The 12,217-nt window shown below is 68.3% G+C and carries 13 protein-coding genes; 4 read left to right on the forward strand and 9 right to left on the reverse strand.

What is annotated here, in order from left to right; translation table 11 throughout:
* Positions 1-6: 6 nt before the first annotated feature.
* The 3 genes from WT26_RS28455 to WT26_RS28465 all read left to right on the forward strand — a co-directional run bounded on the left by WT26_RS28455 (position 7) and on the right by WT26_RS28465 (position 4,028).
* Positions 7-1,773, forward strand: coding sequence for an ABC transporter permease (locus WT26_RS28455; protein ID WP_069275176.1), 1,767 nt, complete (start codon positions 7-9; stop codon positions 1,771-1,773).
* The gene (locus WT26_RS28460; protein WP_021164062.1) at positions 1,766-2,833 is read left to right on the forward strand and encodes an ABC transporter ATP-binding protein; all 1,068 of its coding nucleotides are present in this window, start codon (positions 1,766-1,768) and stop codon (positions 2,831-2,833) included. The genes WT26_RS28455 and WT26_RS28460 overlap by 8 nt, the downstream gene beginning before the upstream one ends.
* Positions 2,834-2,936: 103 nt before the next feature.
* Positions 2,937-4,028, forward strand: a complete 1,092-nt coding sequence (locus WT26_RS28465; RefSeq protein ID WP_069274511.1) for a porin — start codon at positions 2,937-2,939, stop codon at positions 4,026-4,028.
* 51 nt (positions 4,029-4,079) lie between these two features.
* On the opposite strand, the gene WT26_RS28470 is transcribed toward WT26_RS28465, so the two are convergent.
* Both WT26_RS28470 and WT26_RS28475 read right to left on the reverse strand, forming a co-directional pair.
* Complete coding sequence (locus WT26_RS28470) at positions 4,080-5,045, reverse strand: quinone oxidoreductase family protein (protein WP_069274512.1); 966 nt, start codon at positions 5,043-5,045, stop codon at positions 4,080-4,082.
* A gap of 27 nt (positions 5,046-5,072) precedes the next feature.
* Complete coding sequence (locus WT26_RS28475; protein ID WP_010089777.1) at positions 5,073-5,324, reverse strand: hypothetical protein; 252 nt, start codon at positions 5,322-5,324, stop codon at positions 5,073-5,075.
* A gap of 97 nt (positions 5,325-5,421) precedes the next feature.
* On the opposite strand from WT26_RS28475, the gene WT26_RS28480 reads away from it, so the two are divergent.
* Positions 5,422-6,228, forward strand: coding sequence for an AraC family transcriptional regulator (locus WT26_RS28480; protein WP_069274513.1), 807 nt, complete (start codon positions 5,422-5,424; stop codon positions 6,226-6,228).
* Positions 6,229-6,260: 32 nt separating this feature from the next.
* On the opposite strand, the gene hpaI is transcribed toward WT26_RS28480, so the two are convergent.
* The 7 genes from hpaI to WT26_RS28515 are packed head-to-tail and all read right to left on the reverse strand — an operon-like array spanning position 6,261 to position 12,162.
* Positions 6,261-7,067 carry a 4-hydroxy-2-oxoheptanedioate aldolase gene (hpaI, locus tag WT26_RS28485; protein WP_069274514.1) on the reverse strand — a complete coding sequence of 269 codons (807 nt, stop codon included), beginning with the start codon at positions 7,065-7,067 and terminating at the stop codon, positions 6,261-6,263.
* Between the two features lie 12 nt (positions 7,068-7,079).
* Positions 7,080-7,883: a 2-oxo-hept-4-ene-1,7-dioate hydratase gene (gene hpaH / locus WT26_RS28490; protein ID WP_059732768.1), complete on the reverse strand. Its 804-nt coding sequence runs from the start codon at positions 7,881-7,883 to the stop codon at positions 7,080-7,082.
* A gap of 20 nt (positions 7,884-7,903) precedes the next feature.
* A complete protein-coding gene (locus tag WT26_RS28495) occupies positions 7,904-8,296 on the reverse strand; it encodes a 5-carboxymethyl-2-hydroxymuconate Delta-isomerase (protein ID WP_059530544.1) in 393 nt (130 codons plus the stop codon).
* Between the two features lie 45 nt (positions 8,297-8,341).
* Positions 8,342-9,190, reverse strand: coding sequence for a 3,4-dihydroxyphenylacetate 2,3-dioxygenase (gene hpaD / locus WT26_RS28500; RefSeq protein WP_059530542.1), 849 nt, complete (start codon positions 9,188-9,190; stop codon positions 8,342-8,344).
* A 35-nt stretch (positions 9,191-9,225) separates the two neighbouring features.
* A complete protein-coding gene (gene hpaE / locus WT26_RS28505; protein ID WP_069274515.1) occupies positions 9,226-10,689 on the reverse strand; it encodes a 5-carboxymethyl-2-hydroxymuconate semialdehyde dehydrogenase in 1,464 nt (487 codons plus the stop codon).
* Positions 10,690-10,711: 22 nt separating this feature from the next.
* Positions 10,712-11,476, reverse strand: a complete 765-nt coding sequence (locus WT26_RS28510) for a fumarylacetoacetate hydrolase family protein (RefSeq protein WP_059530536.1) — start codon at positions 11,474-11,476, stop codon at positions 10,712-10,714.
* Positions 11,473-12,162, reverse strand: coding sequence for a fumarylacetoacetate hydrolase family protein (locus WT26_RS28515; RefSeq protein ID WP_069274516.1), 690 nt, complete (start codon positions 12,160-12,162; stop codon positions 11,473-11,475). Before WT26_RS28515 ends, WT26_RS28510 begins: the two co-directional genes overlap by 4 nt.
* Between the last annotated feature and the right edge of the window lie 55 nt (positions 12,163-12,217).

A 12,217-nucleotide genomic window follows, 5' to 3' on the forward strand; every position in this document is an offset into this window, starting at 1 on the left:
GAACTCATGCTTTCAACCAGCACCTCCGGCACCCCGCCGGCCGTACCGCAGACCGGCGGCGGCGCGATTCCCGCGCTGCGCGCCAGCAGCCTGCAGCCGCTCGCCGGCATGCTGCGCTGGATCGTCGTCGCGGTACTCACCATCGCCGTCGCGCTGCCGCTCGGCTTCATCCTGTTCCAGAGCCTGCTGTCCGCGCCGTTCTTCGATGCGAACAGGACGCTCGGCATCGACGGTTTCCGCTTCGTCTTCAGCGATCCCGACTTCTGGTCGGCCGTGAAGAACTCGTTCATCATCGCCGGCGGGATGCTGTTCATCTCGATCCCGCTCGGCGGCATCCTCGCGTTCCTGATGGTGCGCACCGACCTGCCCGGCCGCCGCTGGCTCGAACCGCTGCTGCTCACGCCCGTGTTCGTGTCGCCGATGGTGCTCGCGTTCGGCTACGTGGTCGCGGCCGGCCCGGTCGGCTTCTATTCGGTGTGGTTCAAGGAACTGTTCGGGGTGCAGAACGTGCCCTGGAACGTGTACTCGATCTTCGCGATCACGGTGATCGTCGGCCTCACGCACGTGCCGCACGTGTACCTGTATTCGTCGGCCGCGCTGCGCAACCTCGGCTCGGACGTCGAGGAAGCCGCGCGCGTGACGGGCGCCCGCCCGTTCCGCGTCGCACTCGACGTGAGCCTGCCGATGACGATGCCCGCGCTGCTGTTCGCCGGCGTGCTCGTGTTCTTTCTCGGCTTCGAGGTGTTCGGGCTGCCGCTCGTGCTCGGCGACCCGGAAGGCCACCTCGTGCTCGCGACCTACCTGTACAAGCTGACCAACAAGCTCGGCGTGCCGTCGTATCACCTGATGGCCGCGGTCGCGGTGTGCATCGTCGCGATCACGTTCCCGCTCGTGCTGCTGCAGCGCCGGCTGCTGAAGACGGCGAACCGCTTCGTCACCGTGAAGGGCAAGGCCGGCCGTACGACGGTGCTGCCGCTCGGCGTGTGGCGCTGGGTTGCGCTCGCGATCGTCGTGCTGTGGCTGATGCTGACCGTGATCGTCCCGATCTCGGGCATCGTGCTGCGCGCGTTCGTGACCAACTGGGGCGAAGGCGTCGCGCTCGCCGAGGTGCTCACGCTGTCGAACTTCATCGAGCTGTTCGAGCAGGACAACCTGGTGCGCGCGATCGTCAACACGCTCGGCATCGGCGTGATCGGCGGCGCGCTCGCGATCGGTTTCTACTCGCTCGTCGCGTTCGCCGGCCACCGCCGCCCCGACTGGGCGACCAAGCTGCTCGACTACCTCGTGCTGCTGCCGCGCGCGGTGCCCGGCCTGCTCGCCGGCCTCGCGTTCCTGTGGATCTTCCTGTTCGTGCCCGGCCTGCGCGAGCTGAAGAACTCGATGTGGAGCATCTGGATCGCGTACACGGTCGTGTGGCTCGCGTACGGGATGCGGCTCATCCAGAGCGCGCTGCTGCAGGTCGGCCCCGAACTCGAGGAAGCCGGCCGCAGCGTCGGCGCGACCCGCAGCCGCGTGTCGCTCGACGTGACGCTGCCGCTCGTGCGCTTCGGCCTGCTCGCCGCGTGGCTGCTGATCTTCATGATCTTCGAGCGCGAATACTCGACGGCCGTCTATCTGCTGTCGCCCGGCACCGAAGTGATCGGCGCGCTGCTCGTGTCGCTGTGGGCGACCGGCGCCGTCGACCAGGTCGCCGCGCTTTCTGTCATCAACATCGCGATGGTCGGCGCCGGTCTCGGCGTGGCCCTGCGCTTCGGAGTGAAACTTCATGGATAAGCTCATCGTCGACGACCTGCATCTGAGCTACGGCGCCAATCCGATCCTCAAGGGCGTGTCGTTCGAACTGAAGGCCGGCGAAGTCGTGTGCCTGCTCGGCGCGTCGGGCAGCGGCAAGACCACGCTGCTGCGCGCGGTGGCCGGCCTCGAACAGCCGTCCGACGGCCGCATCCAGCTCGACGACCGCGTGTTCTTCGACGGCGCGCAGCGCGTCGACCTGCCCGTCGAGCAGCGCTCGCTCGGCCTCGTGTTCCAGTCCTACGCGCTGTGGCCGCACCGCACCGTCGCCGACAACGTCGGCTACGGACTGAAGCTGCGCCGCGTCGCGCCGGCCGAACAGAAGCGCCGCGTGCAGACCGCGCTCGACCAGCTCGGCCTCGGCCATCTCGCGGAACGCTTCCCGCATCAGCTGTCGGGCGGCCAGCAGCAGCGCGTCGCGATCGCGCGCGCGCTCGTCTACAACCCGCCGGTGATCCTGCTCGACGAGCCGCTGTCGAACCTCGACGCGAAGCTGCGCGAGGAAGCGCGCGCGTGGCTGCGCGAGCTGATCGTGTCGCTCGGGCTGTCGGCCCTGTGCGTGACGCACGACCAGACCGAGGCGATGGCGATGTCCGACCGCATCCTGCTGCTGCGCAACGGCCGCATCGAGCAGGAAGGCACGCCGGCCGAGCTGTACGGCGCGCCGCGCTCGCTGTACACGGCCGAGTTCATGGGCAGCAACAACCGGATCGACGCGCGCGTCGCGGCCGTCGACGGCGAACGCGTGACGCTCGCCGGCGACGGCTGGGAACTGCAGGCCCTCGCCCGCGACACGTTCGCGCCGGGCCAGGACGCGCAGGCCGTGATCCGCCTCGAACGCGTGCAGGTCGCCGACGGCCCGGGCGCGAACCGGCTGCAGGCCGACCTCGTCACGTCGATGTATCTCGGCGATCGCTGGGAATACCTGTTCCATTGCGGCGAGATGCGCTTGCGCGCCTTCGGCCACGTGCCGCGTGCAGCGGGCAAGCACTGGATCGAATTCCCGACCAACGACTGCTGGGCGTTCGCGAAAGCGGGCTGACCCGAGCGCGGCGGCCGACCTCGGCGGATGTCGCCCGGCATCCGCCGAGGCGCCGTGCGCGCCACGATTTCCCTCACCCACAAGAACCAAGGAGACACCGTCAATGAAGTCACGCGCAGAACGTTCGATTCGCACAGTAGTCCTCACGGGATCGGCCGCCGCGGCCTGCATCGCCGCATCCGCCGCGCACGCGCAGTCGTCGGTCACGATGTACGGGATCATGGATGCCGGCATCGAATACACGAACCACGCGGCGCCGGAGGGCGGCAGCTCGGTCAAGCTGAAGTCGGGCAACAAGAACACGTCGCGCTGGGGCCTGCGCGGCGTCGAGGATCTCGGCGGCGGGCTGAAGGCCGTGTTCCGCCTCGAAAGCGGGATCGATCTCGCGAACGGCGCGCTCGACGACGGCCCCGACTCGATCTTCGCGCGCCGCGCGACGGTCGGCCTGAAAAGCAAATGGGGCGAACTGACGCTCGGCCGCAACTACACCGTCACCTACGATTACATGCTGCCCTTCGACCCGATGGGGTACGCGCAGAACTACTCGTGGGCGTCGGCGTCGACGGCGACGGGCGGCCGCAAGGACGGCATGTTCACGCGCTCGTCGAACGCGGTGCGCTACGACGGCGAATTCAGCGGGTTCAAGTTCGGCGCGCTGTACGGCTTCGGCAATGTGCCGGGCAGCGTGAAGACCAGCTCCAAATACGATTTCGCGGTCGGCTACGAGAAAGGCCCGTTCGCGGCGGTGGTCACGTTCGACCGGCAGAACGGCGCGGCCGACAGCGTCACGCCGGCCGATACCGTCAACTACATCCAGGGCATCCACGCGGGCCTGAGCTACGACTTCGGCAACCTGAAGACGATGGCCGGCTATCGCAACTACAAGCGCACGTTCCGCACCACGGCGGCGAACCAGTTGAGCGACACGTACTGGCTCGGCGGCTCGTACCAGTTCACGCCGGCGTTCTCGCTGATCGCGGCCGTCTATCACCAGAACATCAAGGGCGGCAGCGATGCCGATCCGACACTCGTGTCGTTGCGCGCGAACTACGCGCTGTCGAAGCGCACCGTGCTGTACGCGGCCGGCGCGTTCGCGATCGCGAAGCACGACCAGAAGGTCGGCGTGTCGCGCGATTTCGTGGGCTACGGCACCACGCAGGTCGGCGTCACGGCGGGGATTCAGCAGCGGTTCTGAGCTTGACGGCGCAGCCGGTCGGCAACATCGCGAACCGGCTGCGCCGCTTCGTCACGCATCCCTGCGCATCACGAACACCGGACGGACGAGCGCGTTCACGTCATCCCAATACCGGTCGACATCCGCCAGCGGGACGGCTTGCACGTCGATATGCAGGCGCGCCGGCTCGACCGCGTCGAACACCGCACGCGCCGCGTCCAGCAGGCGCGGCAGCGCAATGCTGCCGATGCCGCTGCCCATCAGTTCGATCGCGGTCGCCCGCAGCACGGCACCCGGCAGCAGCACGTCCGCGCCGCCGATCGAGCCGATCTGCACGAAACGCAGCCGGCGGCCCTCGGGCGTCGCCTTCGCCGCCGTCACCAGCAGTGCACATGCGCTGGCGCCCCACAGATAGTCGAGCACGACATCCACGCCCGCGCGGAAATGCGGTTCGAGCGCACGCGCCAGATGCGTGTCGTCCTGCTGCAGCGACACGACGGCATCCGCGCCGGCCGATTGCAACGCCGTCAGCACCGCCGCGTTGCGGCCCGTCGCGATCACCTTCGCGGCGCCGAGATGCTTCGCAATCCGCACCGCCAGCCGCCCGGATGTGCCCGTCGCACCGTTGACGAGCACCGTCTCCCCGGCCGCGAGGCGCGCACGCTCGGTCAGCGCCGCCCACGACGACATCCCGGGAATCGCGATCGCCGCCGCCGTGACATCGTCGAGCGTATCCGGCAGCGGCACGCACCGCGTATCGGGCGCGATCGTGCGTTCGGCCATCGCGCCGAACGGCGCAAGCGGGCCGAGGAAATAGACGCGCCGGCCGTCTTCGAGGCGCCCCGTGCCATCGACGCCCGCGACGAACGGAAAGCCGCCCGCCGACGAATAGTGCGAACCGGACGCGCGGGCCTGCGCGATCCGGCTAAGCGCGGACGCCGTCACGTCGACCAGCCGGTGGCCGGGTAACGCGTGCGGCGATTCGAACTCGGCATGAACGGGGCGCTCGCCCGCCCCGTTGACGACTGCTGCTTTCATGGGTGCTCCTTCAGATGACCCGCGCCATCACCGCGCATCGACCCACGCCCGCAACGCGGCGTCGCGGATCTCGAACACGTCGAACAGGCCGAGCGCCCGCAGCGCGGGCAACGCGTCGGCGGCATCAGCCGCCGCGCGGGAGCGCTCGGCCTCGTCCGCATGCGGGTCGGTGAGCACCCGCGCATTCGCGAGAAAGGCGCCCACGCTGCCCTTGCGGATCGTCGTGCCGTTGAGGTCGAGCTGATTGAGGTGGTCGGGAAGCATTTCGTCGGCTCGCATCGCGCGGCCCTCCTGAAGTGTTGAGCGAGCACCCAGTGTACGGATGCGAACACGGCCGATCTCCGGTATAACGGCCATTCGATACCGAATTCCAGCCATGCCTGACGATCCGCTTCTTCCCGCCGGCCTCGTGAGCTCTTCCGACGGCCCGTTTGTCGCCGCCGCCGAGCTGACGCAGCGCGACGCACGCGTGACCGCGCCGCATCGCCATGCGCGCGGCCAGCTCGTCGGCGCGCTGAGCGGGTTGCTGACGATCGGCCTCGACGACCAGGACTGGGTCGTGCCGGCGATCCATGCGATCTGGATTCCGCCGCATTGCGTGCATTCGCTGCGCTCGTTCGGGCCGTTCTGCGGCTGGAGCGTGTTCGTTGCGGAACCGCGCTGCGAATCGCTGCCGCCGGCGCCGCGCGCGATCCGCACCTCCGCGCTGTTGCGCGAGGCGGTACGGCGCGCGGCAAGCTGGCGCGGCGGCGCGCTCGACGCGGCGCAAACGCGCGTGGCGGAAGTGATCCTCGACGAGATCGCGGCATCGCCGCCGGTCACGCTCGGCCTGCCGCGCCCGCGCGATCCGCGGGTCGGACGGATCACCGACGCGTTGAGCGCCGATCTCGCGGACAACCGCCGCCTCGACGAATGGGCCGCGTGGGCAGGCATCGCGCCGCGCACGCTGAGCCGCCGCTTCGTGGCCGAGACGGGGCTGACGTTCGCGCAGTGGCGTCAGCAGGCGAGGCTGCTGCGCGCGTTGGAGAAGGTGGCCGACGGCGTGCCGGTGACGACGATCGCGCTCGATCTCGGCTACGACAACGTGAGCGCGTTCATCGACATGTTCCGGCGCGCGTTGGGGACGACGCCGGGGCGGTATATGGAAGCCGGACACGACGGACGCCGGGGCGACGCCGCGTAGCGCGTCACGGCGACATTCGATTCGCCGCGCCTTCAGTATGTGCCGTCGCCCTGCTTCGCGGCGTCGGACGGTTTCCCCTTGAACTGCCCCGCCAACCGCTCCGCACTCCTCGCCAGCAGCGTCGTATCGACCCCGACCGCGACGAACAGCGCTCCCGCTTCCAGATAACGCCGCGCGGCCGCCTCATCCGCGCTGAGAATGCCCGGCGCCTTGCCGGCCGCCTTGATCGCCCGGATCGCGCCATCGATCGCGGCCTGCACGTCCGGGTGCCCCGGATGGCCGAGATGCCCGAGATCGGCCGCGAGATCCGCCGGCCCGATGAACACGCCGTCCACGCCCTCGACCCGCGTTATCGCATCGATCGCGTCGAGCCCCGCGCGTGTCTCGACCTGCACGAGCACGGCCATCTCGTCGTTCGCGCGATGCAGGTAATCGCCGACGCGATTCCACCGCGACGCACGCGCCAGCGCGCTGCCCACGCCGCGAATCCCGTGCGGCGGATAACGCGTCGCGGCCACCGCCGCACGCGCCTCGTCGGCGCTCTGCACCATCGGCACGAGCAACGTCTGCGCGCCGAGATCGAGCACCTGCTTGACGATCACCGGATCGTTCCACGGTACGCGCACGACCGGATGCGACGGATACGGCGCGATCGCCTGCAACTGCGCAAGAATCGTCGGCACCGTGTTCGGCGCATGCTCGCCGTCGATCAGCAGCCAGTCGAAACCGGCGCCCGCGACCACTTCCGCGCTGTACGGATTGGCGAGCCCGAGCCACAGCCCGACTTGCGCGTCGCCGCGCGCGAGCGCGGCCTTGAAGACATTCGTAGGAATCCGCATCGTTCGCTCACCTCACTCGAAGTAGCACTGGATCGTCCCGAGCGGGCCGTAGTCGACGCTGAACGTGTCGCCCGATCGCGCCGCGCACGGCCGCGTGAACGAACCGCCGAGCACGATCTGCCCAGGCTCCAGCGCGACGTCGAAGCGGGCCAGCCGGTTGGCGAGCCACGCGACGCCGTTCGCCGGATGGTTCAGCACGCCGGCCGCGACGCCTGTTTCCTCGACCACGCCGTTACGCGACATGATCGCCGCGACCCACCGCAAGTCGACGTCCTGCGGCTTCACGGGCCGCCCGCCGATCACCACGCCCGCGTTCGCCGCGTTGTCGGCGATCGTGTCGAACACCTTGCGCGGCCGTTTCGTGTCGGGGTCGATCGACTGGCTGCGCGCGTCGATGATCTCGAGCGCGGGCACCACGTAGTCGACTGCGTCGTACACGTCGAAGATCGTGCAGTCCGGGCCGGTGAGCCGCTTGCCGAGCACGAACGCGAGTTCGACCTCGACGCGCGGCACGATGAAGCGCCCGGTGGGAATCGTGCCGCCGTCGGCAAAGAACATGTCGTCGAGCAGCGCGCCGTAGTCGGGCTCGTCGATCTGCGACGAGTTCTGCATCGCCTTCGACGTGAGGCCGATCTTGTGGCCCTTCAGCGTGCGGCCTTCCGCGAGCTTGAGGGCGACCCACGCGCGCTGGATCGCATACGCGTCGTCGATCGTGATGTCGGGATGGTCGAGCGAGATCTGGCGGATCTGCTTGCGCTCGCGTTCGGCGTCGTGCAGACGCTGCGCGAGCTGGTCGATGAGGGCGGTTTCGAACATGGTCGGATCGGGAATGGGGTTCAGCCGGCCCGCTTGTAGCGGGCATGGATGTTGTTGTGCTTGTACGAGCCGCTTTCGCTGAACTCGGTCAGTTCCATCGACAGCGCGAGGTAGCGTCTCGCGTACAGTTCCGCGAAATGCGCCTTGATCGCGTCGAACAGCGCGTCGCACGCAGCCTTTTTCTGCGCGTCGCTGCGGCCCGAGCCGATCTTCAGCGTCACGTGCACGAATGCGTCGTCCTCCGTGCCGTCGGCGACGCAGTAGTCCTGCAGTTCGATCGCGCGCGAGCGGATGCCGCCCGTCGGGAACACGCCGCCCTGCGCGATCAGCGTGGCGTTGATCGTGCGCAGCAGCGCGGGAATGCGTGCGTCGTCGCGGATGTTCGCGGTGTATTCGACGACGATATGTGGCATGACGATTCTCCTGTCAGATCTGTCAGATGCACGGCGTGGCGGTGCTCAGGCCACCGGAAAGATCGCATTGATCTGCCCGGTACCCGAACTCGCGAAATAGTCGGTAACGATCTCGACCGGCTTGTCGTAACGGTCCCAGCCGAGCAGGCCGAGCAGCATCGCCGTGTCGTGCATCCCGCCTTCGCCGTGGCAATGCGTGTTGTACTCCGGCAGCATCGCGCAGAAGGTCCTGAAATCGCCCTGCTTCCACAGCTCGACCACGCGCAGGTCGACCTGCCGGAAGAATTCGCGGCTGATCTGGTGGATCGATTCCTCGGGGCTGCCGTTGTCGTTGAAACGGTGCGACAGCGATCCGCTCGCGAGAAACGCGACGTTCGAATCGCTCTTCTCGATCGCTTCGAGCAGCGCCTCGCCGAAGCGCCGGCTTTCATCGAGCTGATGCCACATGCACCAGCCGGCGATCGACACGACCTTGAAGTGCTGGTCGGCGTTCATGTAGCGCATCGGCACGAGCGTGCCGTATTCGAGTTCGAGGCTGTCGATCTCGTGCGCGCGCGTCGCGACGCCGCGCGCGCTGGCCGTCTCGGCGATCAGCCGGCCGAGCGCCGGGTTGCCCGGATACGCATACTCCATGTCGCGGATGAAATGCGGCAGCTCGTTGCTCGTGTACGTGCCCGCGAATCGCGCATTGCAGTTCACGTGATAGCCGGCGTTGACGAGCCAGTGCACGTCCGACACGACGATCGTGTCGACGCCGAGCGCGCGGCAGCGCTCGCCGATCAGTTGATGGCCGCGGATCGCCGCCTCGCGGCAGCCGTGATGCCTGCCGGGCAACTCCGACAGGTACATCGACGGCACGTGCGTGATTTTCGCGGCGAGGGACAGTTTGCCCATCGTGAGTCTCTCCGTAGCGTTCTTCCACGCGCCGCTTACGCGCCCCAGCGCGGAATGTGGTGCGAACCCATCGAGATGCACACGTTCTTGATCTCCGCGAACACCTCGAAGCTGTATTCGCCGCCCTCGCGCCCGGTGCCCGATTCCTTCACGCCGCCGAACGGCTGGCGCAGGTCGCGTACGTTCTGGCTGTTCACGAACACCATCCCGGCCTCGATGCCGCGTGCGAGGCGATGTACCTTGCCGACATCCTGCGTCCAGAGATACGACGCAAGGCCGTACGACGTGTCGTTCGCGAGCCGCAGCCCTTCATCTTCGTCCTCGAACGGGATGATGCACGCGACCGGCCCGAAGATTTCCTCCTGTGCGACGCGCATCCGGTTGTCGACGTCGGCCAGCACGGTCGGCCGCACGAAGTTGCCGTTGCGCAGGTGGTCGGGCAGGCCCGCCGGCTTGTCCGCGCCGCCCGCGACCACGCGCGCGCCTTCCTGCTCGCCGATGCGGATATAGCCCGTCACCTTCTCCCAGTGCTGGCGCGTGATCATCGCGCCGAGGTTCGTGGCCGGATCGGACGGATCGCCGACCACCAGGTTGTTCGCGCGGCGCGCGAATTCCTGCACGAAGCGATCGTAGATCGTGCGCTGCACGAAGATCCGCGAGCCGGCCGTGCAGCGTTCGCCGTTGATCGAGAAGATCGTGAACAGCGACGCGTCGAGCGCGCGGTCGAAATCGGCGTCGTCGAAGATCAGCACCGGCGACTTGCCGCCGAGTTCCATCGAATACTTCTTCAGGCCCGCACGCTCCATGATCCGCTTGCCGGTCACCGTACCGCCGGTGAACGACACCGCACGCACGTCCGGATGGCGTACCAGCGCGTCGCCGGCCGTCGCGCCGTAACCCTGTACGACGTTGAGCACGCCCGGCGGAATGCCGGCTTCGAGCGCGAGGCGGCCGAGCTGGTCGGCCGTCAGCGGCGACAGCTCCGACATCTTCAGCACGGCCGTGTTGCCGAGTGCGAGGCACGGCGCCGTCTTCCATGTCGCGGTCATGAACGGCACGTTCCATGGCGACACCAGCGCACACACGCCGACCGGCTGGTACAGCGTGTAGTTCAGCATCTGATCGTCGACCGGATAGGTGCGGCCGTTCATCTGCACGCAGACTTCCGCGAAGAAGTTGAAGTTCTCGGACGCGCGCGGAATCAGCTGCTTGCTCGTCTGTGCGATCGGCAGGCCGGTGTCCTGCGTCTCCAGCGCCGCGAGCATCGGCACGTTCTTCTCGATCAGCTCGCCGAGCTTGCGCATCAGCTTCGCGCGCTCCCTGGCAGGCGTGTTCGCCCATTTCGGGAAGGCTGCCTTCGCGGCGCGCACGGCCGCGTCGACTTCGGCCTCGCCGCCCGATGCGACGTCGGTGATGACTTCCCCCGTCGCGGGATTCAGCGTCGTGAACGTCTCGCGGCTCTCGACTTCGCGGCCGTCGATCCAGTGCTTGATGGTCATGCTCTCTCCTTGGGCGACGGGCTCAGCCGGCGCGATAGTAGTCTGCTTCGCCGACGATCGTGTTCACGAGCCGGCCAATCCCTTCGATCTCGGTCACGACCTCGTCGCCCGGCTTCGTGTCCGCCAGCCCCTCGGGCGTACCGGTCAGGATCAGGTCGCCCGGCGAGAGCGTCATGAAGCCGCTGATGTGCTCGATCAACGCCGGCACGTCGAAGATCATGTCGCGCGTGCTGCCGCGCTGCGTCTCCCGGCCGTTCACCGTCGTGCGCAGCGTCAGGTCGCCCGCATCGCCGATCTCGTCGCGGCTGACAAACCACGGCCCGAGCGGCGTGCAGGTGTCGCGGTTCTTCACGCGCAGGTTCGGACGGTAGTAGTTCTCGAGGTAATCGCGGATCGCATAGTCGTTCGCGACCGTATATCCGGCCACGTAGTCGAGCGCCTGCGCGCGGCTCACGTTGCGCGCGGGCCGGCCGATCACGACGGCCAGCTCGCACTCGTAATGCATGTGGGTGGCGTCCGCCGGGCGCACGGTGCGCGACCGGTGGCCGATGAACGTGTTCGGCCCCTTCAGGAAGATCAGCGGTTCGCTCGGCGCCTTGAACGCGAGCTCCTTCGCATGGTCGGCGTAGTTGAGGCCGAGCGCGAACGTCGTGCGCGGCGCGACGGGCGGCAGCCACGCAACCGCGTCCTCGGCAACGATTCGCCCCGTATCGAGACGGATCGCGCCGTCGCCGGCCGGTTCGGCCGCATGCAATGCGCCGTTGTAGATCACGCGTGCCGTCTTCATCGTGTTTCCTCCGCGATCAGCGTGTGCCGCAACGTGCCGATGCCGGCGGCGGCGATCTCGATCGTGCTGCCCGCGCGGGCGCGCGGTGCGCCGCCCGCGACCCCAAGCAGCAAGACGTCGCCCGCGTCGAACGACATGAAGGCCGTCACGTCGGCGATCAGTTCGCGCACGGAGCGGATCAGCGTGGCCGTCGAGGCGGACGCGGCCACCTCGCCGTCGATCCGCACGGTCAGGCCGATCGTGTCGACATCGCCGAGCGCGGCGGCCGGCACGATGGCCGGGCCCATTGGGCAGAAACCGTCGCGGCACTTGAAGCGCACGGCCGGACGGTAGTAGTCGGGATGGGGGACCGACACGTCGCTGGCGAGCGTGAAGCCGTGAAGGTAGTCGAGCGCCAGCGCGGCCGGCACGCGCGTCGCGCGCCGGGCGAACACGACGGCCACCGACGCGCCGATCTCCAGCGCGTCGACGCCGGCCGGCACGACGACGGTCGCGCCGTCGGCCGCATGCGTGTTGGCGGGCTTGATGTACAGGATCGGCGCCTGCGGCGGGCGGCCGTAAGGCGGTGCGTTCACGGCATCGCCGAGCGCGTCGAGCGCCGCACGCTCGTTGAGCAGCGCACCGTAGACGGTACCGACGGCGACCGGCAACGGCGGCGCCGCGGCGGTCATGCAAGACAGCTCCATGCGTCATTCCCCTGCCGCGCGTCGCGGCGCATCGTCAATACTTAACATCTTAAGT

It is taken from the genome of Burkholderia cepacia, from assembly GCF_001718835.1.
Classification (GTDB): Bacteria; Pseudomonadota; Gammaproteobacteria; order Burkholderiales; family Burkholderiaceae; genus Burkholderia; species Burkholderia cepacia_F.